A 24,318-nucleotide genomic window follows, 5' to 3' on the forward strand; every position below is an offset into this window, starting at 1 on the left:
GCGCCATCCGCTGCTCTCCTTCTTGGAAAGCCCATAGAATCAGCTATCAACGCTTCTGTCTACGCCCACCCGCGCACAGGTCTCAAAGGCCTATACGACGGAAATCGGCATCAAGTCCGAACTGTTCGACCGCCGCGTCCGGCTGAACGTCGCGGCCTTCAACACGGAATATAACAGCATCCAACTCACCTTCCATAACGGGTCGTCCCCGGTCACCGCCAATGGCGGGGACGGACGCATCCGCGGCGTGGAGGCCGAGCTGAACCTGGCCCCGGTGCGCAACTGGACGCTGGACGCCAGCCTTGGGTATCTGGACGCGGAATATCAGAGCATCCTGCCCGGCGTGCCGCTGACGGGGAAGGAGAAGTTCGTGAACACGCCCAAATGGCAGGCGCAGGCGGGCACCGCCTACACTTTCGAGACCAGCGGCATCGGCAGCTTCACGCCGCGGGTCGACTGGACCTATGCCAGCAAGACCTATAATGACGAGGCGAATACGCCGGTGCTGGCCACGCCGGCAGGCAGCTTCTTCAACGGTTCCGTCACCTGGCGCGCGCCCGGCGAACGCTACGAAATTCAGGCCGGGGTCACCAACATCGCCGACCGCCGCGCCGTCGTGTCCGGCTACACCAATGCGGAGGCGATCTATTCGGGCGTATTCAGCCGCCCGCGCGAATGGTTCCTGACCCTGCGCGTGCGCAACTGAGGACAAGGGGGTTCCCGTGGCCGGTCGGGCGTCGCGGGACAGAGGGCGCAAGGGACGGTTCCCGCGCGCGGCCTGCCATGACCGTCCGGATCGGCTGCCTCCGCAGCCCGGTCCGGGCGGTCCTTTTTTTGGGCGGGAAGGGGCGGGCGCGATTTCGACAAAATTGTCGACGGCGGCCCGCCCATGACAAAATTGTCGATGCGGCGTGCGCGAAAAGTCCGGATTTCCGGGAAAATCGAACTGGCATGGGCCTTGCTAAACAGAAAGGACAAGGCAACAGCCGGGAGAGGAAGATGGCGGAACGACCGCAATCCGACATATTGGACGCGAAGTTCGTGCGCGTCCGCAACCGCCGCGAAAACGGCCTGATCGAATTCGACTTCGCCATCGGCGCCCCGGAAATCTTCGTGGAACTGCTGATGCCGACCGCGGCGTTCGAGGAATTCTGCGCCGTCAACCGCGTGACCGACGTGACCGGCCAGCCGCTGGAGCAGGACGATTTCGACGCCCGGCTGGCGCGGGTGCTCGCCGGCGAAGCCCGATAAGCAAGAGAGGAGAGACCGACCCCATGCAGATGGACCTGCGCACCGTCACCATCGCGCCGCAGCGGCAGACCTATGGCCATGTCGCGCGCCATATCGGCGGCGACAAGCCGGCGTCCCGCTATCAGGAGGGCACGATCGGCCTCCAGACCACGGGCAACCAGCATTATCGTCCGCTCTGGGACCCGGCCCACGATTATTTCGACGAAAGCCGCACGAAGCTGAAGATGGCGGACTGGTACGCCTTCCGCGATCCGCGCCAATATTATTACGGCAGCTACGTCCTGGCCCGCGCCAGGCAGCAGGAAGCGGCGGAGGCCGCCTTCGACTTCGTGGAGACGCGTGGCCTGGCCGACGCATTGCCCGACGACATCCGCGCCCTCGCGCTCGACCTGATCCTGCCGCTGCGCCATGTCGCCTGGGGCGCGTCGATGAACAATGACTTCATCGCCGCCTATGGCTATGGCACGGGCATCACCCAGCCGGCGCTTTATTATGCGATGGACCAGCTGGGCATCGCGCAGTTCGACACGCGCCTTGGCCTGCTGCTCGCCGAACCCGAAGCGCTGGACGCGGCCAAGGAGGCATGGCTGCACGACGTGCGCTGGCAATCGCTGCGCCGCCTGGTCGAGGACTTGTTCGTGGAGCAGGACTGGTTCGAACTGTTCGTAGCGCAGGATCTGGTGCTCGACGGCCTGCTCTATCCCCTGGTCTTCCAGACGATCGTCGACGGCGACCTGGCGCAGCGCGGCGGCGCCGCGGTGGCGATGGTCACGCAGTTCCAGAATGAATGGGCGGCGGAAACGCGCAAATGGGTCGACGCGCAGATCAAGGCGGCCTGTGCCGACGATGCGGGCAATGCCGCGCTGATCGGCCAGTGGATCGCCAAATGGACGCCGCGCGCCGCCGCGGCGCTCTGTCCGCTGGCCGAAATGGGGCTGGGGGACCGGTCCGCCGCCGTCATGGACGAACTGTGCGCCGCGCTCGACGCCCGCGCCGCCAGGGCGGGGGTCCGCGCATGAGCAGCACCGTCTTCCTCGCGCTTCAGGCCAATGACGACACCCGCCATGTCATCGACGCGATCATGGCGGACAATCCCGCCGCCAGCCTGGACCCGCAGCCGGCGATGGTGCGCATCACCGCGCCGGGCACGCTGGTCGTGCGCCGCGAAACGATCGAAGAGCTGATCGGCCGCGATTTCGACCTTCAGGAACTGCACGTCAACATGATCTCCCTGTCGGGCCGCGTGGACGAGACCGACGACATCTTCACTCTGAGCTGGGACCGCTGAGCCATGGACATGCCCGTCACGAAGAAGAAGAAACTCGGCCTCAAGGAACGCTATGCGCTGATGACGCGGGGCCTGGGCTGGGAACCGAGCTATCAGCCGATCGACGACATCTTCCCGATGGACCGGTTCGAGGGGATCAAAATCCACGACTGGGACGCATGGGAAGACCCGTTCCGCCTGACCATGGACGCCTATTGGAAATATCAGGCGGAAAAGGAGCGGAAGCTCTACGCCATCGTCGACGCCTTCGCTCAGAGCAACGGCCATCTCACCCTGTCCGACGCGCGCTACATCAATACGGTGAAGCTGTTCGTCAACGGCTTCGCCCCGCTGGAATATATGTCGCACCGGGGGTTCGCCCATATCGGGCGGCAATTCCGGGGCGTCGGCCCGCGCGTCGCCTGCATGATGCAGTCGCTGGACGAAATGCGCCATTCGCAGACGCAGATCCACGCCATCAGCAATTATAACCGCTATTATAGCGGCATGGCGGAGTTCCGCCATCATCACGACTATCTGCCCTATCTTCAGGTGCCCAAGAGCTTCTTCGAGGATGCGGCGACTGGCGGCCCGTTCGAATTCATCGTCGCCATCGGCTTCGCCTTCGAATATGTGCTGACCAACCTCGTCTTCGTGCCCTTCATTTCGGGCGCGGCCTATAATGGCGACATGGGCGCGATGACCTTCGGCTTTTCCGCCCAGTCGGACGAGGCGCGGCACATGACCCTGGGGCTGGAGGTCATCAAGTTCGTGCTGGAGCAGGACCCGGTCAATGTCCCCATCGTCCAGAAATGGCTGAACAAATGGACCTGGCGCGGCGTGCGGCTGCTGACGCTGGTCGCGATGATGCAGGATTACATGCTGCCCAAGCGGGTGATGAGCTGGGCGGAGGCGTGGGAAATCTATTTCGAGGAGAATTGCGGCGCCCTGTTCCGCGATCTCGCCCGCTACGGCATCGTCATGCCGCCCTGCGTCGAGCAGATCAGGCTGGAGCGCGACCACCTGTCCCATATCGCATGGTGCCATTTCTATCAGGCGCGCGGCACCAGCGACTTCCATGTCTGGCTGCCGTCGAAGGAGGACATGGACTGGCTGTCCGCCAAATATCCGGACACGTTCGACCGCTATTACCGTCCGCGCTATGAATATTGGGCGAAGTGCGAAGCGGAAGGAAAGCCGTTCGAGGCGACGGCCGTGCCGATGCAGTGCCAGGTCTGCCAGATTCCGATGATGTTCACCGAACCGGGCGATCCGCTGACACTGTGCCAGCGCCATGCCGACTACAAGGGCGAGCAATATCATTTCTGTTCCGACCATTGCCGCGAAATTTTCGAGGATGAACCGGAAAAATTCATTCAGTCGAAGATCGCCGGGCATGAGGTCTTCAAGGGCAACGCCTTCCGCCCCGGCACGGACCCGACGGCCGAGGGCTTCAATCCCGCCGCCGAGGCGCTGGCTTTCTTCCGCATCGAACATGGCCGCGACAACGGCCTGCACAACGGGTCCACGGATGAAAGGAACTTCGCCATGTGGCGCGGCCTTGCAAAGGCCAACGACTGACAGCCGGCCACACCGCCCTCACGGAAGGGATCATATTCCAGGAGAGACATCATGGCCGTCAAAGCCATCGACACCTATGAATTCGAACCGGCCGACAAGGCTGAAAATTTCCACGGCGCCTGCGTCATCTATGCCGGCTGGGACGGGCATCTGCTCTTTTCCAGCCCCTATGCCTGGCCGTTGCCGCCGGACCTGCCCTTCGCGCACTTCATCGCCGGACCCATGGCGGAGATTTTCGGCCAGCATCCCGACTGGGCGGGGATCGACTGGAACAGCGCCGTCTGGACCCGTAACGGCGAAGCCTTCGCCCCCGACATGCAGGCCAGCATCGCGGCCAATGGCCTCAGCCACAAGGATGCGTTGCGCTTCCGCACGCCTGGCCGCGACGGCCTGAACGGAGCCGGCATCTGATGAGCTACACGCTGACCATCGAAACCACCGGCGACGAGGTGGAAGTGGCGGAGGGGCAGACCATCCTCGACGCCTGCCTGCGCGCGGGCATCTGGTTGCCGCATGCCTGTTGTCATGGCCTGTGCGCCACCTGCAAGATCCAGGTGACGGACAGCGAAATCGACCATGGGGAGGCGTCCAGCTTCGCGCTCATGGATTTCGAGCGCGACGAGGGCAAGGCGCTGGCCTGCTGCGCCCGCCTTGAAAGCGATGTCAGCATAGAGGCGGATATAGAGGAAGACCCCGACGCATTGGGAATCCCGGTCGAGGATTTCGAGGGCGTCGTCACCCGCATTGATCCGCTGACCCCGACCATCAGGGGCATCCATGTCGCGCTGGATCGCCCGATCCGCTTCCAGGCGGGGCAATATGTGAACCTGACGGTGGGGAGGAGGGGGTTCTGACCCGCGCCTTCTCCCTCGCCAGCAATCCCCATGCGCCCGGCGCCGTCGAACTCAATATCCGCATCGTGCCCGGCGGCGTCGGGACGACATGGATACATGAGCATCTGAAGGAGGGCGACCGGGTGAAGCTGTCCGGCCCCTATGGCCGCTTCTTCGTGCGCCATTCGGCGAAGGCGCCCATGCTCTTCCTGGCCGGTGGTTCGGGCCTGTCCTCGCCCCGCTCGATGATCCTCGACCTGATCGCCCGCAACGAGACGCTGCCGATCACGCTGGTCTATGGCGCGCGCAGCCGGGAGGAGCTTTATTATCATGAAGAGTTCGAGGCGCTGGCCCGGACCCATGCCAATTTCCGCTACGTCCCCGCGCTTTCGGACGAACCGGCGGACAGCGGCTGGACGGGTTTTCGCGGCTATGTCCACGAAGCCGCCAGGGCGGCTTTCGACAATGATTTCCGCGGACACAAGGCCTATCTTTGCGGTCCGCCGGTGATGATCGAGGCCTGCCTTGCCACGCTGATGCAGGGGCGCCTGTTCGAAAAGGACATCTACACCGAAAAATTCTTCTCCGCCGCAGACGCGCAGCAGGTTCGAAGTCCGCTTTTCAGGCGCATCTGACCGGATATTGCGCTAGGATCGGGCTGAAAGCGGCGAAACGGCCGGACCGGCGAGGGGAGAAGGGCAAAGATGGCGAGCAAGGCGCTCGACGACCGATCGGGCCGGATCGACCTGTGGTCGAAATTGCGGTTCGACCCCGGCACCGGCACCGTCTGGCTGGACGAACAGCGGATGCTGCTGCTGCACGCCGGGTCGCTGGGCGCGCTGCGGGCGGAAATGGTGCGCACGCTGGGCGAAGGCCGGGCCGGCGCGCTGCTGATGCGCATGGGCTATCAATCCGGCATGCAGGATGCGGAGATCGCCCGCAAGATGGTGGGCGACCGCGATTATGAGGAGGTCTTCCTGCTGGGCCCCCGGCTGCACAAGCTGGAAGGGCTGGTGCAGGTGGAGACCATCCGGTGCGAGCTGGACCTGGACGCCGGGCGTTTCCACGGCGAGTTCCGTTGGACCGAAAGCTGGGAGGCGGAAAGCCAGATAGTCCATTTCGGCATCGGCGAACACGCCACCTGCTGGAACCAGTTGGGCTATGCCTCCGGCTATGTCAGCGCCTTCATGGGCCGCCCGGTCATCTTCCGGGAGACGATGTGCAAGGCGAAGGGCGACCCGCATTGCACCATCGTGGGCGAGATCGCGTCCGACCTGCCCGCGGACGACCCCTATCTGAAGGCCATGCACCCGGAGGACATAGCCGGCCAGTTGCGCGCCATGGCGGAGGAGATCGGGGAACTGCGCGCATCCCTGCGGCGGGAAAAGCAGGCCGGATCGCTGATCGGCCAGTCGCCCGCTTTCCTGAAGTCGATGAACCTGCTGCGCCGCGCCGCCGACAGCAGCATCACCGTCCTGCTGACCGGGGAAACGGGCGTCGGCAAGGAAGTGTTCGCCCATTGGCTGCACGACAACGGGCCGCGCCGCGACAAGCCCTTCGTCGCGATCAATTGCGGCGCCATCCCCCATGACCTGATCGAAAGCGAGCTGTTCGGCGTCGAGCCCGGCGCCTATACCGGGGCCCAGCGGCAGCGGCTCGGCCGGTTCGAGCGGGCGGACGGCGGCACGCTGTTCCTGGACGAGGTGGGCGACCTGCCCCTGCCCGCGCAGGTCAAGCTGCTGCGCGTGCTCCAGACGGGGGAGGTGGAGCGGCTGGGCGGCGACAGGCTGCGCCATGTCGATGTCCGCATCGTCGCGGCGACCAATGTCGATCTGGCGTCGGCGGTGGCGGCCCGGACGTTCCGCGCCGACCTCTTCTACCGGCTCAACCCCTTTCCCGTCGCCATCCCGCCGCTGCGCGATCGGGCGGCCGACATTCCGCTGTTCGTCGAGGCGCTGGTGGAACGGCTCACCCGGCGGCACGGCAAGCCGGTGCGCGGCGTGTCCGACCAGGCGATGCGCGCGCTGATCGCCTATCGCTGGCCGGGCAATGTGCGCGAGCTGGAGAATGTGCTGGAGCGCGGCGTGCTGCTGGCCGAACCGGGCGGGCGGATCGACGTCGACACCCTGTCGATCGTGCTGGAACCCGACAGCCGCGAACAGGCGCATGTGCGCCCGGACGGCAGGCTGGCGGTCACCGGCGCGCCGCTGATACCCGACATCGAAAGGGCGCCGCTGCTGCTGGCGGATTATGAGGCCGCGCTGGTGGAGGAGGCGCTGCGCCGCGCCGGGGGCAATGTCGCGGATGCGGCGCGCATGCTCGGCATGTCCCGGCGGCAGCTCGACTATCGATTGAAGCAGGCGGGCGGCTGAACGCCGCGAACGCCCTTCATTCCCCGGGGCGGTCTGCGAACTTGCCCAGCATGTCCTCGCTATAGCTATGCTCCGGATAGGGCAGCATCTGCGCCAGCCAGCCGGCATGGGCGGCCTTGAGCTCGGCGACCTTGCCGGGCATCGCCGCCTTGCGGTCGGCGCGTTCGCGCTCATCCTGCGACAGGTCGAACAGATAGTCCCGCCCGTAGGACCGCAGATATTTCCACTGGCCGCTGCGCACTGCGATCTGGTCGCCGGCGCGGTGGCGCCAGAACAGCGTGCGGTCGGTCCTGCTGTCGACGTCGCGCAGGAAGGGCATCAGGTCGATGCCGTCCAGCCCCTCCACCCGGCCGGGGTCGCCGCCCGCCGCCGACAGCAGCGTGGGTAGCGCGTCCATCGACATGGTCACCTGCGCGCTGTCGCGCCCCTTGGGCAGATGGGCGGGCCAACTGACGATCAGGGGCACGCGGATGCCGCCCTCCAGCAATTCGCCCTTCATCCCGGTCAGCGGCCAACTGTCGGAAAAGCGCTCTCCGCCATTGTCGCTGGTGAAGATCACGATCGTGTCCTCCTCCAGCCCCAGCCGCGCCAGTTCGGCCAGCACGCGGCCGACATTGGCGTCCATGCTCTCCATCATCGCGGCATAGGCGCGGACATTGCCGCCGTCCATCTGGCGCGGATCGGCGGTGGCGCTGCCCTGGGCGGCGTCGCCGGGGCCCTGCCAGGGCCAATGGGGGGCGGTGAAGTGCAGGCTGATGAAGAAGGGGCGGTCCTGCCGCGCCGCCTGCTGCATCCGATCGATCGCCTTCGCGCCCAGCAGGTCGGTCAGATAGCCGGGGCGGTCGATTTCCGTCCGGTTCTCGAACAGCTTGCCCATCTCATGGCCGTTGATGCTGGTCGCATGGGCGAAATAGTCGGTGCCGCCCGACGCTATGCCGAAGAAATAGTCATAGCCGTGATCGAGCGGGCTGGAGGCCGGCAGTTCCCCCATATGCCATTTCCCGACCAGCGAGGTCGTGTAGCCCAGATCCCGCAGCAGGCCGGGCAGGGTCCTGGTGCCGCGGGGCAGGGACAGTTCGGCGCCGTTGAAGGCGATCGGCTCCTCCAGCCCGATGCGGAACCGTCCCTGGTAACGGCCGGTCAGCAGGGCGACGCGGGTGGGTGAGCAGACGCAGCTATTGGCATAGGCGTTGCCGAACTTCACGCCCCGAGCGGCAATGGCGTCGATCGCCGGGGTCCGGATGTTGCGGCTGCCATAGCAGCCCAGGTCGGCATGGCCCATGTCGTCGGCCATGATATAGAGGATGTTGGGCCGGCGCGGGCCGGATCGCCCGCCGCGGGCGACGGCGGGGGCCGCCACCGCCGAACCCAGGGCGGCGAGCGCCGCCCGGCGCGTCATCGCGCCGGTCATCGATGTCTTCATGTCGTCAAACCTCCTGTCCGGTCACCAGCGCGTCGACAGCGTCACGCCGTAGAGGACCGTTCCTTCGTTGGGCACGCAGGTGTTGGTGTTGCTGAGGCCGTCGAACGGCTCCTTGCGCAGGCAGGTCTTTTCCGAGGTCAGATTGTCCGCGTAGAAGGAAATCTGGTGCCGCCGGTCCCGCCCGAAATCGAAGCCGATGGAGGCGTCGACGAAGAAGCTGGGATCGATATAGCCGCTGCGCGCCTTGGTCAGTTCATTATATTGCGCGCCGACATAGCGGCCGCTGAGCCGCCCGGTCAGGCGATTGTCGCCCAGCTCGACGGTCTGGCTTGCGGTCCCGTTGAACGACCAGCGCGGCGATTGCTGGAGCGGCGCGCCCTTGAGCGCGGTCTGCGGGGTGAGCGCGCCGACGTCGATCACCTCGGTGTCGAGGAAGGCGCCCGCCAGGTCCAGTTCGAAGCCGCCGCCGGGCGCGATCTTCGCCTCTGCCTCCACGCCGGTCAGCCGCGCCTTGGGCAGGTTGATGAAGGCCGGGCCCAGCACCGGCACCTGGCCGAAGGTCTGCAGGTCCTTCCAGTCGTAGCGGAACGCCGCGACGTTGATCTGCACCCGGCGATCGAACAGGCGCGACTTGAGCCCGAGTTCATAGGCGTTGAGCGTTTCCGGGCGGACCGGGGTGTTGCCGGTGCCGTTGAACACGCCCTGGGCGCGGATGTCGAAGGAACCCGACTTGAAGCCGCGCGAATAGCTGAGATAGGCCATGACGTCGGTCGCCAGTTCGTAATTGGCGGAGATTTTGCCCGCCAGCTTGCTGACATCCTGCTTCAAGGGCGTGAGCGGGCCGTGGCAGCCGACCACGCCGGCCGCGCAGGGCAGGGTGAAATTGGCGGCGAGGCCGGTCAGGAAGCCGCGCGAGAAGAAGAAGTCGGCGGGCAGGCGGGCCGCGCCGGGCAGGCCGGTCACGCTGTCGAGGGCGGTGATCACGTCGCGCAGGCCCTGCCGTCTGTCATTGGTCCAGCGCAGGCCCGCGCTGATGTCCAGCCGGTCGGTCAGCGCATAGTCGAGTTGCCCGTAGAAGGAGGCGATCTCCGCCTTCTGGTCGATGGCGACCATCGGCACCACCGCCAGCGTCGGCGGTCCGGCGAAATTGTTGCGCACGATGGTGGCCAGGCTGTCCTTTTCATAGGACCAATAGGCCCCGGCGATCCATTTCAACGGCCCGTCCGCGCCGGAGGTCAGCCGGACCTCCTGCGAATAGACGTCGTAGAGCGCGTCCTGGAACACCTGGAACTGGGCGTAGGGCAGGCCGCCGCCTTCCTCCGCATAGAGAACCTTGGTGCGGTCGAAGGCGGAGATTGCGGTCAGGGAGAAGCCGCCGAAATCATGGCGCAGGCGCAGCGATCCGCCCTCGAAATCGACATCGGCCAGATTGCTGCCCGCGTCATAGGCGTCGCGCCAGCGCGACAGGGAGGGATTGAAGGTCAGGCCGCCCTTGCCGGTCGACACGCAATTATTGACGCGTTCGAACTGTTCGACGCCCAGATCGTTGGCGGGGCATGGGGTGACGCCGTCGGGCAGGAAACGGCCGACCGCCTTGCGCGGCGGACGCGATCCGCGATTATAGCCGACACGGCCCGACAGCAGCAATTCCGTGTCGTCATCGGGTTGCCAGCCGATGCCGAAGCGGCCGGAATAGCGCTTCGTCGACCCGATCTTCTCGCCGGTCGCGACATCCCGGAACACGCCGTCGCGGGTCTGCACCTGCCCCGCCACGCGGATGGCGAGCGTATCGGTCAGCGGCACGCCGATCGCGCCTTCCACATCGATCCGGTTGAAGCGCCCGGCATTGATGCGGGCATAGCCGTTGAAGCCCTGGCCCGCGTCGGGCCGGCGCGACACATAGTTGATCGCGCCGCCGGTGGTGTTGCGGCCGAACAGGGTGTTCTGCGGCCCGCGCAATATCTCCACCCGTTCCAGGTCGAACAGGCCGAAGGTGCTGGAGAAAGGCGTCACCAGCGACACCTCGTCCAGATACTGGCCCACCGCCTGTTGCGCCGTAAGGTGGAAATTCTGGGTGCCGACGCCGCGGATGGAAATGCCCGCATTGACGGCAGAGCTCTGCTTGAAGCTCAGGTTCGGGAATTGCCGGACCAGATCGGTCGGATCGGCGATCCGCCGTTCGGCCAGGGCCTCTCCGCCCAGCGCGTTGATCGCGATCGGGATGTCCTGGACATTTTCCGCGCGCTTCTGCGCGGTGACGACAATGTCCTGGATGCCGGACGATCCGGCATCGTCCTGCGCGGCCGCCATCGCCGGCAGGCAGAGCCCGGCGAGCAGCGCCAGCCTCGGCATGCGGCGCGCCAGATGTCGTTTCCCGTTCATATCTCCCCCTCCATGATCTGGCCGATCATCCGTCGGCCCCGCTTGTTCCGGGTACTGTCGCCATAAGGAGGCGGCAGGACAATGGGGCTCGACCTTGCCCGGTGACAAGGTGCAGCCTATACCCTGGTGCAGCGCCCGCAGAGGCGCGGCAGCAGCAGGGGGGAGAGATCGGCCATGTTCCGTTTCACGCCGCGCCAGTTGGAAATCTTCCTGGCGGTCGGCCGGGCGCAGTCTTTCCGTCAGGCGTCGGAAAATCTGCGCATATCCCAGGCTGCCGTCAGCGAGCAGATGCGCGCCTTGGAACAGCAGATAGGCGCCACCCTGTTCCACCGCAGGGCGGGACGCAGCATGCGCCTGACAGCCGAAGGCGAACGCTTCCAGGAAGGCGTCAAGACCTTCGTCCAGAAGGGGCATGAGCTGGGACGGCTGTTCCGCGGGGCGACGCCGCAGAAGCTGCGCATCTTCATCGGCACCTTCCTGCTTAACGAATATGTGCGGCCCGCGCTGCCGCGTTTCCTGATGGAGAATGCCGACATTGCCCTGGATTTCGTCCACAACGCGTCTGGAGCGGATGTCGACGACCAGGTGGCGCGGGGCATTCTGGACTGCGCGATATTCTCCCGCGAGCAATCCGATCCGCAAGGCGGGTTCGAACCGATCTTCGCAGAGCCGGCCTTCGTCTTCGCCACGCGGGAGCTGCGCGACCAGGCGAAGCTAAGGGGCTTGCAGTCGCTCCCCTTCATCAGTTGGAACATTCCGCCGCTGCGGACCTGCGACCAACTGCGCATGCTCGCATCGGCCGGAGTCATGCAACCGGTTTTGCACAGCGAGGTGCAGCATCACGAGGTTGCCGTGGAACTGGCCACGCAGGGCGCGGGGGCCGTCATCATGCTGCATTCCACTGTGCAGAGGCTGGATCGCCAACACCGCCTGGTGCCGATCGTCAAGGTCGGCACCTGGGAGAGGCGGCTGTTCCTCTCCCAATCTCTCGATCAGGGCACGCGCGACCGCCTGGCTTTGTTCTTTCGCGAAGTCGTCGGCAACGGGGAAGCGCGCCGTGGATGATTTCGATCCATCAGCTCTTCGATCGAAAGGTCCCAGTCACTTGCGACAGGATGGCGTTCTTCAGCTACACAACGTTCACGCCGGCAGATCGGACGCACCAATATCTTTTGCGCTACCTGTCCTTTTGGGCGACCATTGGCGTTTCCCATGGGTGCCTCTGATCCTAACAACGACTGCCTCCAATCTTCACCGCAGAATTGCGGTCGGCAGCCCAAATCGCAAGCGTCAATATGCGGCGCCTGTCTCCGTTCGCGCGGGCCGCCGGTCGATCTCGGGCATGGCATAGCCCAGGGTCGGAGCAACGCGCCGGACCAGCGGTTCCCATTCCTGCCGCGCCGCGACATATGCCTCGATGCCGTCCGCCTTCACCGCGATCCCGGCGTTTCTGAGCGTCCGGATCGCATGCAGATAGCTTTGGCGGAGGCGCTGGGCCTCGGCGGCGGCATCGCTGCGGACGTCGGCGGTCGGGAAGTTCGAATCCAGCGTCTCCAGCAGCAGCCGGGCGCCGCGTCGCATCGAGGCGGCCGGGGCGAAGGCCGCCGCAGCGCCATGGCGCCGGGAATCCAGCGCGGTTTCGATCAGGGTAGCCGCGTCGAGCAGGACGAAGGTCAACCGCGACACGGCGTAGAGCGGCTCCTCGAAGCGGAAGTAGAACAGCAGCGGATAGAAATGGTGCGCCTCCTTGGTCGCGGCGAGCGATCGGGCGAGATTGCCCAGCTCGCTGGACGCGTTGCTCGCCTCGCCTTCCGGCATGAGCCGGGCTAGCATCACCGCCGCATCGCCGGTTCCGTCGGTCATCAGGTCAACCGCGAGCGCCAGGACATTGCGTTCGCGCAGGCCGGAATAGACCTGGACAAGATAGCTCAGCACCAGTGACAGCACCGACGCGCCGATCAGCGAATTTATGAGGAAGAGCAGGCGCGTGCCGGTCGTGTGAGGCGAATAATCGCCGCCCCCGACGATCGACAGACTGTTCCCCGCGACCAGAAGCGCTGTCACGAAGTCGGTCGGGGACTCGCCGCTGGACGGCCGGATCGCGGTGCCGAGTTCCGGCCGGATCACGAGCGCAGCGCCCAGCGAAAGGCCGATCGCCCAAAAGCCTATCAGCGAAACGACGATGAGCGGGCCGGCGAATGAGAGCATCGTGCCGCGACGCCTGCCCGACAGCCCGGCGATGCCGTGGAGCAGCGCCCACATCCCACGGTTCCAGTGGGGCGCGAGCAGCCCGGTGCCCGCCCGCGCATAGAGCACGGTCAGGAAGATGTCGGCGAGGAACAGCAGGATCAACGCCGCGCCGAATATCTGTTCGATGATCATGTCCTACCCTCAACAGGCGCAATCGGGCGGCCGGGGATCAGCGCCCGGTCGGCAGTCCGGTTCCCACCGGCCCGCTCTTTCGGCTCCTCGACCCTTATATGGCGGCGGCATCCCCGTGGACCGGTGGCGCGGACTTCCGCAGGGCCTGGGCGACCGCTTCGCCGACGCCGCGCGCGCTCGCCGGGTTCTGGCCGGTGATCAGCCGTCCGTCCTCCACGACATGCTTGCCGAACGGCAAGACAGCCTTGGTGTAGCGCGCGCCGCGCGCCTTCAATTCTTCCTCCAGGTTGAACGGTACGATGTCTTCGCGATTGTCGGCCTGTTCCTCGGCCCAGGAGAAGGCGGTCACGTCCCTGTCCTGCACAAGCCAACGGCCGTCGCCCAGCCTTGCCTCAATGAACCCCACCGGGCCATGGCAGACGGCGGATACGATCTTCCCGCTGTCATGGAATTCGGCAAGGAGGCGGCCAAGCTCGGGCGAGCGGAAGTCCCACATCGTGCCATGGCCGCCCGCCAGATCGATGGCGTCATAGTCCGCGACGCTGACCTCGCCAAGCGGCAGGCTGTGGTTGAGGCGGTCCATGAACTGCCTGTCACGATAATGGCGGGTGACGTCGCCGCCAAGGCGGCTGTTGTGCCCCATTTCGGGCATCATCAGCCCCTGGGGATCGAGCGGGACCCAGCCGCCCGACGGGCTCGCAATCTCGCTTTGGAAGCCATGCTCCTCGACCGCATCCCAGAAATGGGTAAGCTCCCCAAGCCAGAGGCCGGTCCTGAACCCCACTCGATCATATTGGTCGACATTGGTCACGACGATAAGGATTTTGCCGGTTCGATCCATGATCATCCCTCATTCATTCAAATTGCGGCCGGGCTCCGCTGTCGCCGGCGAACGCCTTCGCCGGGTCAGGGATTGGCGACGCTAGGCGACCAGGTGAGGAACAGCGTCCGCCGTCTGGCCCTCCGCCCGATAATCCGGCGGAATGTCGAAGTCCTCGCGGGCAAGCCCGCGTGAGGCCTGCGGTCCCCGCGGAAGGCCCGACCGATCGGAATAGTCCCGCTCCCCGGAATGTGGGTCGCGGCGGTGCACAGCCTTGACGCCCGTATAGGCGATGATGTCGAGCAGAGTGATTCCCGCCACCAGGGCGATGGCGATCGCGGCATTGCCGCGCTTGGGATTGTCGCGGTGCAAGCCGGTTGCCAGGGTGGCCAGGTCGAGCGCGTCGCCGCCGATCCGGGCTGCAAGCCCCAGCGGCTTGTCCACCGACAGGGTCGGGATCGCGCTGGCCAGTTCGCGCACGCCATAGGCGCGGATCAGGCCTTCCTTGTCGTCAAGGCCCAGCGCGCGGGCGATGCGCCCGGGCGCCACCAGTTCGGTGATGCCCAGGCCGATGGAGAACCAGCCGAGCGCGCGCGCCAGCCGGTCGGCACTGCTCATCGAACTTGGACCCTTCTGCTTGACGCGGGGGTCCCCGTCGGACCGCGCGATACCGGTGAGATTGGTGAGAGGCATGGGTGCTTCCTTCAGGGTTGGAGCATGACCTTGATGCAGCCATCCGCCTTGTCGCGGAACGTGGCGTACATCTCGGGACCTTGGGACAGGTCGACCTTGTGGGTGATGACGAACGAGGGGTCGATCTGGCCGTCCTCGATCCTGCGGAGGAGATCGCCCGTCCAGCGCGGGACGTGCGCCTGCGCCATGCGGAAGGTCAGGCCCTTGTTCATGGCTTGCCCCATCGGAATCTTGTCGACCAGGCCAAGATAGACCCCGATGATCGAGATGACGCCGGCAGGCCGGCAGACATAGATCATCTCGCGCAGCACATGCGGCCGGTCGTTCTCCACCATCAGCATCTGCTTGGCGCGGTCGATCAGCGTGTCCGGCTGGCCCAGATTGACATGGCTCTCGGTGCCGACGGCGTCGATGCACTTGTGCGGCCCCTCTCCGCCGGTAAGCTCGTTCAGCCGCTCGACGACGCTTTCCTCCTCGAAGTTGATGGTGATGGCGCCCGCCGCCGCGGCCATGGACAGGCGTTCGGGAAGGTGATCGATGCCGATCACCTGCTCGGCGCCCAGCAGGATGGCCGATCGGATCGTCATCTGGCCGACCGGGCCGCAGCCCCAGACCGCCACCGTATCGCCCGGCTGGATGTCGGCCTGAACGGCGGCCTGCCATCCCGTCGGCAGGATGTCGGAAAGGAAGAGGAGCTTCTCGTCTTCGATCCCGTCGGGCACCTTGATGTGCGTGGTGTCCGCGAACGGCACGCGCAGATATTCGGCCTGACCGCCCGGATAGCCCCCGGTCAGGTGGGTGTATCCGAACAGCCCCGCCGTCCTGTGGCCGAAGGCCTTGTCGCCCAGTCCGCCCTTCCGGTTCGTCCGCTGACAGACCGAGAAGTTGCCGCGCCGGCACTGGTCGCATTCTCCGCACTGGATCGTGAAGGGTATGACGACGCGGTCGCCTTTCTTGAGCGAATCCTTGGCCGCGCTGCCCACTTCGACGACTTCGCCCATCGTCTCATGGCCCATGATGTCGCCGGGCAGCATGGCAGGGATCAGATTGTGGAAAAGGTGAAGGTCGGAACCGCAAATCGCGCAGCTTGTAACCTTGATTATGGCGTCGCGGGGGTTTTCGATCGAAGGATCGGATACGGTATCATATCGGATGTCCTCCTTGCCGTGCCAGACTAGGGCTTTCATGCCGGTCTCCTTGGTTGGATGGCGCCCATCTGGGGCTCGCCCCGCCCGCAACCCATAAGGGCGATCCCTAGGGAACCTTCCCCGGTCACCGGCTTTTGCCGACTGGGCGGCAAGCGTTTGAGGAGAGCCGGCGCCGTGGTGCAAGAGTTACGACCAACGGCCGCCCGGGAAGGCAGTGAAGCGCTCTGTTCCGACGACGACGACGGGCCGGCGCGCGACACCAGCGAATGGCGGCGGTTCGCGGACGCCCTTCGCAGTAGCGAAGCCCGTCTGAGGGCGGCGACCGAACTGGTGGGCATCGGCATCTACTCGTGGAACCCGGACACCGGATCGCTGGAGTGGGACGAGCGGCTAAGGGCGATGTGGGGCCTGCCTGCCGATACGCCGGTCGACATGACGGTGTTCGAAGCCGGCATTCATCCCGACGATCGCCAGCCGGTCCGCGATGCGATTGCGCGCTGCGTCGATCCCCGTGGCGACGGCAGCTATAATGTCGAATATCGCGTGATCGGGAAAGAAGACGGCATCACGCGCCGCATCGCCACCTCCGGCCGCACCAGCTTCGCCGACGGGCGCGCGGTCGGGTTCATCGGCGCCGCGATCGACGTGACGGCGCAGCGGCGGGCGGAGGCCGCGATCCGCGCGAGCGAGGCGCAATTCCGCAGCTTCGCCGCGCATAGCAGCAACCTGATCTGGATCGGCGACCCGGTCGCCGGCGCGATCATCTACCGGAGCGCCGCCTATGAGCGGATCTGGGGCGTGCCCTGTCAGGAGGCGGCGAGCGACTTCGCCGAATGGATGAAGGACGTGCACCCGGAGGATCGCCCGCAGGTCGGCCACGCCCTCGCCGCCGTGAAGGCCGGAGACGTCGTGCAGTTCGAATACCGGATCGTGCGGCCCCGCGATGGCGCCATGCGCTGGCTTCGGGACACCAGCTTTCCGATTTTCGACGACACGGGCGCTGTGACCCGGATCGGCGGGATCACCGAAGACCTTACCCAGGACGATGTCCGCCATGTCTATGTGGTGAGCGGCAAGGCGGCCGAGGCGCGCAAGCTGAGCGCGCTGGTTCGGGCGCTGGGTTATCGCGGACGGACGTTCGACAGCGGTTCCGCCTTTCTCGACATGGCGCCCGTCCTCTCGCCGGGCTGCGTGCTCCTGGACCTGCGCAAGGGGCGGGACGAGGGGCTGTCCGTGCCACGCGAGCTCAGGGCGCGGGCGATCACGATACCCACCATCGCGCTGGACATGGCGGGTGCCGATGTGACGTGCGCGGTTTCCGCGATGAAGGCGGGCGCCGTCGACTACATCCTTGCCGGAGACGAGGCGTCGATGCGCGCCAGCCTTGCCGGCGCCATTGCGGAGTGCCAGGCTTCGGCGCGGGCGCCAACGCGGGACGAAAACGCCAGCGCCCGCATCGCGCGACTGACGCCCCGCGAACGCGAGGTGCTGGTCGGCCTGGTCGACGGCGGGACCAACAAGATCATCGGCCAGAAGCTCGGCATCAGCCCCCGGACGGTCGAACTGCACCGCGCCCAGGTGATGAATCGGCTGAACGCGAACAGCCTGACCGAACTGCTTCAGCTCGCCCTGGCCGCCGGGATCACGCCGGCGAGCGGCGAGGGCGGCGAACAGCGGGGTGCCACCTAGGCCCGTCTGCGATGGCCAGTTTCGATCTCCATGCCGGCACAGGCCCACCCGACCGGGAAATTCTCACGAAAACCGGCCCGTTCGCCGGCTCGGGCCCCTCGAATGCAACCGATCTATGATCATTCTTCGTGATTGGCCGGGCAAGTCTCATTGGTGGCGGTCGCGGGTCGCCGCCAAAATGAGGGAGGTGCACGGCGAAGGAGATCATCATGGCCACGACAGTCAACGAAACGCTCAAGGCTCGCTATGCCGCTTTGCAGGCAGAGCGGGAGAGGAGCTGGCCCCCGGCCCAGCTTGAGGGCAATGCCCGGCAACGCAAGCAGTTGCTGGACCGTTTCGATCCCGCCGCCGTGGCCCAGCCGGGCACCGTGCTGCCGCCTCTGTCCTTCGTGGAGGTGGGGGGCGATACGTTCGGCCTGGACGAACTGACCTCAGGCGGCGCCGCGCTGTTCCTCTTCTTCCGCTATGCCGGTTGTCCGGCCTGCAATATCGCCTTGCCCTATTATGCCGATGCGCTGTTCCCCGGCCTTCGCCAGCGCGGCATTCCGCTCGTGGCGTTGAGCCCGCAACCGCCGTTGCTGCTGCGGGAGGTCAAGACGCGGCACGATCTGCCCTTTCTCGTCGCAACCGACGCGGATAACGCGCTGGCGCGGCTGCTGAACATCAGTTTCCAGCCCGATCATCGTCCCTCGCCGCCGCCGGCCGGCTGGATCGGTGAAGTGACGGGCACGGGCAGTTGGGAACTGCCCCAGCCCGCTTTCCTGCTCGTCGGCGCGGGGCGCGTGCTGCGCTGGTTGCAGGTCAGCCCCGACTGGCTCGACCGCCCCGAAGCGGAAACCGTCCTCCACCATGTGGACCAGCATATCGGCTGACGGAACGCCTCGCCTTTCCCATGGCCAATGCGGGAAAGGCGAGGGGACGGCCCGCCTGCTCAGGCGTCATGGATCGATCGGTTCGACAGCCGCAGAACCGGCTCATGCGCCGGCATCGCTCCCCGCCCTGTCCGTCACTCACGCCCTGTCGGACGCATGGCGTTCGGCATAGCGGCGCGCCGCGATCTCGGCGCCTTCGCGCAGCAGCGGGCCCAGCTGCCAGAAGTCATGCAAATGGCCCGTGCTGCCCGGCTCCGGCTCCCGGTCCCAGCCATGGTCGTGGCGCAGCCGCCCCAGATGCCCGGACGCCAGGATCGCCTCTGGCGAGATCGCTTCGGGCTGCCTCTGGTCCGGACCGACATAGATCGCGTCGGCTTCGCAATGAAGCTCGCACAGGAAACAGGTTTGGCATTGGTCCAGCCGCGCGATCCGGGGCGCGCCATCGGGCCCGGCATCCAGCACATGGGTGGGGCAGGCCGAAACGCATGCCTGGCAGGCGGTGCACCGGTCTTCGAAGATATGGGCGATCATGCGGCGGCTTCCTGCAAGGCGGGGGTTTCGAAACGGGTCCAGACCTTGTCGGTGCCGCCGGTCAGCAGGCGGCTGGCAAGCGCGGCGTCCGTCGCGGGGCGGTCCGCACGCATATGCATGCCCCGGCTCTCGTCGCGTCGATGGGCGGCCGCGGTCACCCAGCGCGCAGCGGCGATCATCGCGGCATGTTCGCGCAGCCCGACCCTGTCCAGCCCCACGCCCTGGCCATGATCGGCCAGCAAGCGCCACGCGCCGTCCAGCGCGTCACGCGCCCGCGCCAGCTTGGGCGCGCTGCGCCAAAGGGCGTCGTCATAACCGATGGTGGCATGCTGAACGACCGGCAGGACCGCCTTCAGATCGACCGGGCGCGGGGAAGCGGCCGGGCGCAACCCCGCCTGGCCGACGGCCCGCGCCGCCGCGCCCAGACGCCGCCCGTCGCGCTTCGCCCGTGCCGCCGCGGCCGCACCGGCGATCCGGCCGGAGGTCAGCGCCCAGGCGGCATTTTGCGCGCCGCCGCCGCTCGTCGCCCCGGCGACCAGTTCCCGGGTCGCGCTGTCGCCGGCGGCATAGAGTCCGGTCAGGCTCGTCTGGCAATGCGCGTCCACGACCTGCAACCCGCCGGTCCCCCGCACCGTGCCTTCCCCGAACAGCTTGATCTCGAACCGGTCCCGGAAAATATCCAGCCCGCGCCGCTCGAACGGCGTGGGGGAGGCAGGCTGGATGCGCCGCAATATCGGCTTCAACCCCTCCGGCGCATCGCTGAGGTCGGCGATGACCGGCCCGGCCAGCATGGCGCTCGCCAGTGCCCTCAGATGCGCGCCTTCCCCGCCTATGGGCGGCGGAATGTCCAGTTCCCGGCCGTCTTGGTCGAAGAAGCGCGCGGCGAAATAGGGCAGGGTGCGTGTCGAGTTCCACGCGGGGGAGAGGGAATAGGAAACGGAAAATTCCATGCCGGACAGCGCGGCGCCCGCCTCCGCCGCCATCAGCAGCCCGTCGCCGGTATTGCCATGGCTGCCGATCAGCCCGGAACGGAAGGCGCATCCGCCCGTCGCCATGATCACGGCGCCCGCCCGGGCCCGCCATGATTGCCCCGTCAGGCGCGCATGCCCGGCCGCGCCCGCGACCGATCCGTCGTCATGCACCAGCAGTTCCAGCGCCGGGTGATGGTCGAGGATCCGGACCCCCGCATCGGTCGCATAGCGCCGCAGGGCGCGCATATATTCCGGGCCGCGCACGCCGGGATAGAAGGTGCCGCCCCTGCCGTCGCCGCCAAAGGGATAATAGCGGGCGAGCGTGGGCAGGGCGATCCAGCTTTCCTCGATGATGCGCGCCATCCAGTGCCGCTCGGCCAGTCCGAAGCTGCGCGCATGGCGTTCCTCGACGGCGGCTTCGCGCTTGCCGGGTTCGGGGGCGACCCACCAGTGATTGGGGCCGCCCGTCGCCGTGACGCCGCTGGTGCCGACGAATCCCTTGTCGACCAGCAGCACGTCGGCGCCCGCCTGCGCCGCGGCGATCGCCGCCCAGCACGCCGCCATGCCGCCGCCGATGATCAGCACGTCGGCCTGAAGGTCGATCCCTTCCTCCGTCATTCCGCGGCGATCGCGTGCTGTTCCCGCGCATGCCGGTTTTCCGGAACCGGCAGGCCCAGATGTCCGCGCAGGGTGCGGTGCGCATAATCGCCGCGGAACAATCCGCGCGCCTGCAGGATCGGCACGACCCGCTCCCGGAACAGCCTGAAATCCTTGGGCCGCGTCACCCGCAGCAGGAAACCGTCGGCGGCGCGCCCGGTGAACCAGCGCTCGATCTCGTCCGCTATGGTCTCGGGCGATCCCACGAAGTCCGTCCGCCACTGGCCGAAGCGATAGGCCGCCTGGCGCAGCGTCAGCCCTTCCTCCCGCGCCACGCGGATGATCCGTTCGGCATGGCCCTTGTAGCTGTTCAGCGTGACGCCGCTCAGGTCGGGGAAGGGCGCGTCCAGATCGTAGCGGGAAAAGTCGTGATAGTTGAACGCCCGCCCGATCTGCACCAGCAGCTTGCCGACGTCGAGCGCTTCCTGCGCGGCCGCGGCGATGGCCTGCGCCTCTTCGTCGGTCTCTGCGATGATCGGCGCCAGTCCGGGCAGCACCTTGATCAGGTCGGGATTGCGCCCCAGCGCCGCCGCCCGCGCCTTGATGTCCGCATAATAGGCCCGCCCGGTCTCGAAATCCTCCGCGCTGGTGAAGGTGCCCTCGGCAATGGCCGCGCCCAGGTTGCGGCCCTCATTGCTGTCCCCCGCCTGGAAGATCACCGGCTGTCCCTGCGGCGACCGGCTGAGCGCCAGTGGCCCGGCGACCGAAAAATGTGCGCCCTTGTGGTCCAGCCGGTGCTGCTTGGCCTTGTCCAGGAAAATGCGCGCCTCGCGGTCGCGGGGGAAGGCGTCGTCCTCATAACTGTCCCACAGGCCCTGCACCACATCGACGAATTCGCGGGCGCGGGCATAGCGCAGCTTGTGGTCGAAATGCTCCTCCCGCCCATAATTGCGGGCGGCGCCCTCCAGCCCGGTGGTGACGACGTTCCATCCGGCCCGGCCCCGGCTGATCTGGTCGAGCGACCCGAATTGCCGCGCGACATTATAGGGCTCCCAGTAAGAGGTGGTGAGCGTGCCCACCAGCCCGATGCGCGACGTCGACGCCGCCACCGCCGACAGCAGGGTCAGCGGCTCCAGCCGGTTCAGGAAATGCGGCGCGGTATCGGGCGTGATGAAGGGCGAATCCACGATGAAGACCAGGTCGAACTTCGCCGCCTCCGCCGCCCGGGCATTGTCGATATACCAGTCGATGTCGATGCTGGCGTCGCCCGGCAGCTCGGGGTCGAGCCAACTGACATGATCCGCCCCGACCCCTTCCAATATCGCGCCAAGATGCAACCGCCGCTGCGCCGTGTCCGCCATGTCCAAATCCTCCGAATATGGGAAAAGTCTAGACCAGGCGGTGGGACAGTGACCAACGAGGCCTTCTCATAGGCTGTTTGAAGCTTCTGAACGGAGCCGCTTATTTCGCCTTGACGGCGACCGCCTCGATCTCGACCAGAAAGCCCGGATTGGCGAGAGCGGCGACCTGCACCGTCGACCGGGCGACCTTGTTGGGCTGCGCCGCCGTGCCGAAGAACTGGGCGTAGCCTTCGGAAAATCCCTTGAAATCCTGCTTTCCGCCCAGCTTGGGATCGCCCACCAGGAAGACGGTCAGCTTGACCACGTCCTGCAGGCCATAACCCTGTGCCGCCAGCAGCGCCTCGATCTTGCGGAAGATGCCGACCGTCTGCGTCCGCGTGTCGCCATAGGCGGCGGGTGTCGTGGGGTCGGCCGCCTTGTCGGCCACGGGCGGCACCTGCCCGCTCAGATAGAGCGTCTCCGCCCCGGCGGGCACGGTCACGCCGGTCAATATGGGCGATGGGCCCTCGGCGCCATGCCGGACGACCTCCGACGCGGCATGGGCGCTGCCGGCGCCGCCGACCAGCAGGCCCAGCGCGGCGAGGGGACGGATGAGGGGATGGGACATGATGGAAACTCCTTCTTTCAGGCGTGACGGGGGGTGACGTTTGCGGGCGACGGTACCAGCGCATCGGCGGCGCGCCGGGCGGAAAGCACCGCGCCTTCCTGCCAATGGCCCGAATATTGGGACAAATGGCTGCCCGCGAACAGGAAAGGGCCATCGGGCTGGTTGAGCAGGCGAAAATCGTCCAGGCTGTTGCCGTCCGCATGCCAGTCCAGCCAGGGCCCCAGATTATGGGGCGTCTTGCGCCAGTTGACGACGACCGGGGATTGCAGGTCCGCGCCATGGCCGGGATGGATGCGATCGACGGCGGCGCGGGCCAGCGCGATCTGCTCCGGGATCGGCCGCGCGGCAAAGCTCTTCGCCGCGTCCAATGCCATATAGGCGGCGAGCAGGACCGCCTGCGGCTGCTGGAAACGGTCGGACGGATACCAGATGACGGAGGTTTCGCCGCCGACGAAGGACAGGCCGCCATAAACCTGCTGCTCTTCCCAGAAGGGACGGCTCTGGAAGGCGACCTTGACCGTATCCTGATAATGAGCGGCGGCTATCGCCCGCTTCACCGGCGCGCTGAAATCGCCCTTGATGCCCGCCAGCACCGGCAGGGGCAGGGTGATGATGGCGCGGTCGGCCCGCACGACCTGCGCGCCGCCCTTCGCATCGCGCCAGACGATGCCGACGCCCGCGCCGGCCCGCCTGATCTCCACTATGTCCGCCCCGGTGACGACGGGCTTGCGCAGCGATGCTGCCAGCGCGCGGGGAATCCGGTCCATGCCGCCGACGGGCGCCAGCATGGTCGCCTGCATGTAGATCTCTTCCTCGAACAGCAGGCCCGCCAGATTGGGATTGGCGAGCAACTGGTCGAGCGTTCGCGGCGCCACCGCCTGCTGCACCTCGTCGAACGCGCCCGGCGGCCGCGCCAGCCCCGACCGCGCGCTGCCGCCATAATGGCCGTCCGCCGCCAGGTCTCCATAGCCGGTGAGGAAGCTTTCCAGCGCCTTGCGCGTGGGCGCATCGATCGTCTGGTCGAACGACCCGGCGCGCAGTCCCTTTTCCAGCAGGGCGGACAGATGCCCGCGCAGGTCGTTCGCCGCCTGCCGCAGCCGCAGCGGCCCGTCCGCATCCGCGATGAAGGCGCTGCGGCTGCTGTTCACCAGCACCTCCAGCGGCACATGCAGGTCCCGGCAGAGGCCCAGAACGCCGTCATGATGGCTGGGAATCCGCGCCGCGCCCGCATTCAGGTACAGCCCGTCGCCAAAGCCGACCCGCTGCGTCGTCCCGTCTGTGTCGGTAAAGCTGTCGCCGCCGCGCAGCGTCCACACCCGCCCGCCGACGCGCCCGCGCGCCTCCAGCACGGTGACGTCGACGCCGCGTTGCTCCAGTTCCCTTGCGGCGACCAGCCCGGCGATGCCCGCGCCCAGGATGACGACGCTCCCCACCCCGTCCGTCCGGGTCGCACCAACGACCGGAGCGGGAAGCGCCGCCGCGAGCGTGGCGCCGCCCAGCGACCGGAGCAGGGCGCGCCGGTCGAGCGGCGCCACGCC

23 protein-coding genes are annotated in these 24,318 nt (G+C 66.8%); 12 read left to right on the plus strand and 11 right to left on the minus strand.

Annotated elements, in window-relative coordinates; translation table 11 throughout:
- The first annotated feature begins 55 nt into the window (after positions 1–55).
- The 9 genes from K7W03_RS00005 to K7W03_RS00040 all read left to right on the plus strand — a co-directional run bounded on the left by K7W03_RS00005 (position 56) and on the right by K7W03_RS00040 (position 7,304).
- Complete coding sequence (locus K7W03_RS00005; RefSeq protein WP_226869588.1) at positions 56–706, plus strand: TonB-dependent receptor domain-containing protein; 651 nt, start codon at positions 56–58, stop codon at positions 704–706.
- A 293-nt stretch (positions 707–999) separates the two neighbouring features.
- Positions 1,000–1,251 carry a phenol hydroxylase subunit gene (locus tag K7W03_RS00010; RefSeq protein WP_025548028.1) on the plus strand — a complete coding sequence of 84 codons (252 nt, stop codon included), beginning with the start codon at positions 1,000–1,002 and terminating at the stop codon, positions 1,249–1,251.
- Positions 1,252–1,274: 23 nt separating this feature from the next.
- Complete coding sequence (locus tag K7W03_RS00015; RefSeq protein WP_044661077.1) at positions 1,275–2,270, plus strand: phenol hydroxylase; 996 nt, start codon at positions 1,275–1,277, stop codon at positions 2,268–2,270.
- Positions 2,267–2,539 carry an MmoB/DmpM family protein gene (locus tag K7W03_RS00020; RefSeq protein WP_007684796.1) on the plus strand — a complete coding sequence of 91 codons (273 nt, stop codon included), beginning with the start codon at positions 2,267–2,269 and terminating at the stop codon, positions 2,537–2,539. Before K7W03_RS00015 ends, K7W03_RS00020 begins: the two co-directional genes overlap by 4 nt.
- Positions 2,540–2,542: 3 nt before the next feature.
- On the plus strand, positions 2,543–4,099 hold the full coding sequence (locus tag K7W03_RS00025; protein WP_025548024.1) for a YHS domain-containing protein: 1,557 nt from the start codon (positions 2,543–2,545) through the stop codon (positions 4,097–4,099).
- Between the two features lie 51 nt (positions 4,100–4,150).
- Positions 4,151–4,510, plus strand: coding sequence for a phenol hydroxylase subunit P4 (locus K7W03_RS00030; RefSeq protein ID WP_025548022.1), 360 nt, complete (start codon positions 4,151–4,153; stop codon positions 4,508–4,510).
- A complete protein-coding gene (locus K7W03_RS27645) occupies positions 4,510–4,953 on the plus strand; it encodes a 2Fe-2S iron-sulfur cluster-binding protein (protein WP_226869576.1) in 444 nt (147 codons plus the stop codon). Before K7W03_RS00030 ends, K7W03_RS27645 begins: the two co-directional genes overlap by 1 nt.
- Positions 4,954–5,075: 122 nt before the next feature.
- Positions 5,076–5,567, plus strand: coding sequence for a hypothetical protein (locus tag K7W03_RS27650; RefSeq protein WP_319024272.1), 492 nt, complete (start codon positions 5,076–5,078; stop codon positions 5,565–5,567).
- Positions 5,568–5,636: 69 nt separating this feature from the next.
- The gene (locus tag K7W03_RS00040) at positions 5,637–7,304 is read left to right on the plus strand and encodes a sigma-54-dependent Fis family transcriptional regulator (protein ID WP_025548019.1); all 1,668 of its coding nucleotides are present in this window, start codon (positions 5,637–5,639) and stop codon (positions 7,302–7,304) included.
- Positions 7,305–7,320: 16 nt separating this feature from the next.
- Here the strand turns inward: K7W03_RS00040 and K7W03_RS00045 are convergent, their stop codons facing one another.
- Both K7W03_RS00045 and K7W03_RS00050 read right to left on the minus strand, forming a co-directional pair.
- Positions 7,321–8,727: a sulfatase gene (locus K7W03_RS00045; protein ID WP_025548017.1), complete on the minus strand. Its 1,407-nt coding sequence runs from the start codon at positions 8,725–8,727 to the stop codon at positions 7,321–7,323.
- A gap of 21 nt (positions 8,728–8,748) precedes the next feature.
- Positions 8,749–11,109, minus strand: a complete 2,361-nt coding sequence (locus K7W03_RS00050; RefSeq protein ID WP_222885156.1) for a TonB-dependent receptor — start codon at positions 11,107–11,109, stop codon at positions 8,749–8,751.
- 174 nt (positions 11,110–11,283) lie between these two features.
- On the opposite strand from K7W03_RS00050, the gene K7W03_RS00055 reads away from it, so the two are divergent.
- A complete protein-coding gene (locus K7W03_RS00055) occupies positions 11,284–12,174 on the plus strand; it encodes a LysR family transcriptional regulator (RefSeq protein WP_037481824.1) in 891 nt (296 codons plus the stop codon).
- A gap of 225 nt (positions 12,175–12,399) precedes the next feature.
- Here the strand turns inward: K7W03_RS00055 and K7W03_RS00060 are convergent, their stop codons facing one another.
- From K7W03_RS00060 to K7W03_RS00075, 4 genes are all read right to left on the minus strand, one after another.
- The gene (locus K7W03_RS00060; RefSeq protein WP_222885157.1) at positions 12,400–13,491 is read right to left on the minus strand and encodes a potassium channel family protein; all 1,092 of its coding nucleotides are present in this window, start codon (positions 13,489–13,491) and stop codon (positions 12,400–12,402) included.
- A gap of 94 nt (positions 13,492–13,585) precedes the next feature.
- Positions 13,586–14,332, minus strand: a complete 747-nt coding sequence (locus tag K7W03_RS00065) for a type 1 glutamine amidotransferase domain-containing protein (RefSeq protein ID WP_222885158.1) — start codon at positions 14,330–14,332, stop codon at positions 13,586–13,588.
- A gap of 81 nt (positions 14,333–14,413) precedes the next feature.
- Positions 14,414–15,004 carry a hypothetical protein gene (locus K7W03_RS00070; RefSeq protein WP_102999902.1) on the minus strand — a complete coding sequence of 197 codons (591 nt, stop codon included), beginning with the start codon at positions 15,002–15,004 and terminating at the stop codon, positions 14,414–14,416.
- Between the two features lie 11 nt (positions 15,005–15,015).
- Positions 15,016–16,191 carry a zinc-dependent alcohol dehydrogenase gene (locus K7W03_RS00075; RefSeq protein ID WP_025548007.1) on the minus strand — a complete coding sequence of 392 codons (1,176 nt, stop codon included), beginning with the start codon at positions 16,189–16,191 and terminating at the stop codon, positions 15,016–15,018.
- Between the two features lie 138 nt (positions 16,192–16,329).
- Here K7W03_RS00075 and K7W03_RS00080 point away from each other — a divergent pair, with 138 nt between their 5' ends.
- Entirely contained in the window at positions 16,330–17,841 is a 1,512-nt protein-coding gene (locus tag K7W03_RS00080; protein WP_222885159.1) for a PAS domain-containing protein, read from the plus strand.
- A 209-nt stretch (positions 17,842–18,050) separates the two neighbouring features.
- A complete protein-coding gene (locus K7W03_RS00085; protein WP_222885160.1) occupies positions 18,051–18,713 on the plus strand; it encodes a peroxiredoxin-like family protein in 663 nt (220 codons plus the stop codon).
- A gap of 138 nt (positions 18,714–18,851) precedes the next feature.
- On the opposite strand, the gene K7W03_RS00090 is transcribed toward K7W03_RS00085, so the two are convergent.
- The 5 genes from K7W03_RS00090 to K7W03_RS00110 form a co-directional block, all read right to left on the minus strand.
- Positions 18,852–19,244, minus strand: a complete 393-nt coding sequence (locus tag K7W03_RS00090; protein WP_222885161.1) for a ferredoxin family protein — start codon at positions 19,242–19,244, stop codon at positions 18,852–18,854.
- Positions 19,241–20,833, minus strand: a complete 1,593-nt coding sequence (locus tag K7W03_RS00095; RefSeq protein WP_222885162.1) for an FAD-dependent oxidoreductase — start codon at positions 20,831–20,833, stop codon at positions 19,241–19,243. Before K7W03_RS00095 ends, K7W03_RS00090 begins: the two co-directional genes overlap by 4 nt.
- Positions 20,830–22,173 (minus strand): LLM class flavin-dependent oxidoreductase, encoded by a 1,344-nt coding sequence (locus K7W03_RS00100; RefSeq protein ID WP_222885163.1) that lies wholly within the window; start codon positions 22,171–22,173, stop codon positions 20,830–20,832. Before K7W03_RS00100 ends, K7W03_RS00095 begins: the two co-directional genes overlap by 4 nt.
- Positions 22,174–22,273: 100 nt before the next feature.
- A complete protein-coding gene (locus K7W03_RS00105; RefSeq protein WP_025547998.1) occupies positions 22,274–22,780 on the minus strand; it encodes a RidA family protein in 507 nt (168 codons plus the stop codon).
- A gap of 17 nt (positions 22,781–22,797) precedes the next feature.
- Positions 22,798–24,315 carry a flavin monoamine oxidase family protein gene (locus tag K7W03_RS00110; RefSeq protein ID WP_222885164.1) on the minus strand — a complete coding sequence of 506 codons (1,518 nt, stop codon included), beginning with the start codon at positions 24,313–24,315 and terminating at the stop codon, positions 22,798–22,800.
- Positions 24,316–24,318: the final 3 nt, after the last annotated feature.

This window comes from Sphingobium sp. PNB (assembly GCF_019873065.1).
Lineage (GTDB): Bacteria > Pseudomonadota > Alphaproteobacteria > Sphingomonadales > Sphingomonadaceae > Sphingobium > Sphingobium fuliginis.

Bases quoted from the DNA above. Each gene is read 5' to 3' on its own strand.
- K7W03_RS00095 (WP_222885162.1), bottom strand. From the start codon at position 20,833: ATGACGGAGGAAGGGATCGACCTTCAGGCCGACGTGCTGATCATCGGC.
- K7W03_RS00040 (WP_025548019.1), top strand. From the start codon at position 5,637: ATGGCGAGCAAGGCGCTCGACGACCGATCGGGCCGGATCGACCTGTGG.
- K7W03_RS00100 (WP_222885163.1), bottom strand. From the start codon at position 22,173: ATGGCGGACACGGCGCAGCGGCGGTTGCATCTTGGCGCGATATTGGAA.
- K7W03_RS00050 (WP_222885156.1), bottom strand. From the start codon at position 11,109: ATGAACGGGAAACGACATCTGGCGCGCCGCATGCCGAGGCTGGCGCTG.
- K7W03_RS00070 (WP_102999902.1), bottom strand. From the start codon at position 15,004: ATGCCTCTCACCAATCTCACCGGTATCGCGCGGTCCGACGGGGACCCC.
- K7W03_RS00055 (WP_037481824.1), top strand. From the start codon at position 11,284: ATGTTCCGTTTCACGCCGCGCCAGTTGGAAATCTTCCTGGCGGTCGGC.
- K7W03_RS00105 (WP_025547998.1), bottom strand. From the start codon at position 22,780: ATGTCCCATCCCCTCATCCGTCCCCTCGCCGCGCTGGGCCTGCTGGTC.
- K7W03_RS00060 (WP_222885157.1), bottom strand. From the start codon at position 13,491: ATGATCATCGAACAGATATTCGGCGCGGCGTTGATCCTGCTGTTCCTC.
- K7W03_RS00090 (WP_222885161.1), bottom strand. From the start codon at position 19,244: ATGATCGCCCATATCTTCGAAGACCGGTGCACCGCCTGCCAGGCATGC.
- K7W03_RS00065 (WP_222885158.1), bottom strand. From the start codon at position 14,332: ATGGATCGAACCGGCAAAATCCTTATCGTCGTGACCAATGTCGACCAA.
- K7W03_RS00085 (WP_222885160.1), top strand. From the start codon at position 18,051: ATGGCCACGACAGTCAACGAAACGCTCAAGGCTCGCTATGCCGCTTTG.
- K7W03_RS00025 (WP_025548024.1), top strand. From the start codon at position 2,543: ATGGACATGCCCGTCACGAAGAAGAAGAAACTCGGCCTCAAGGAACGC.
- K7W03_RS00010 (WP_025548028.1), top strand. From the start codon at position 1,000: ATGGCGGAACGACCGCAATCCGACATATTGGACGCGAAGTTCGTGCGC.
- K7W03_RS00045 (WP_025548017.1), bottom strand. From the start codon at position 8,727: ATGAAGACATCGATGACCGGCGCGATGACGCGCCGGGCGGCGCTCGCC.
- K7W03_RS00030 (WP_025548022.1), top strand. From the start codon at position 4,151: ATGGCCGTCAAAGCCATCGACACCTATGAATTCGAACCGGCCGACAAG.
- K7W03_RS00075 (WP_025548007.1), bottom strand. From the start codon at position 16,191: ATGAAAGCCCTAGTCTGGCACGGCAAGGAGGACATCCGATATGATACC.
- K7W03_RS00020 (WP_007684796.1), top strand. From the start codon at position 2,267: ATGAGCAGCACCGTCTTCCTCGCGCTTCAGGCCAATGACGACACCCGC.
- K7W03_RS00015 (WP_044661077.1), top strand. From the start codon at position 1,275: ATGCAGATGGACCTGCGCACCGTCACCATCGCGCCGCAGCGGCAGACC.
- K7W03_RS27645 (WP_226869576.1), top strand. From the start codon at position 4,510: ATGAGCTACACGCTGACCATCGAAACCACCGGCGACGAGGTGGAAGTG.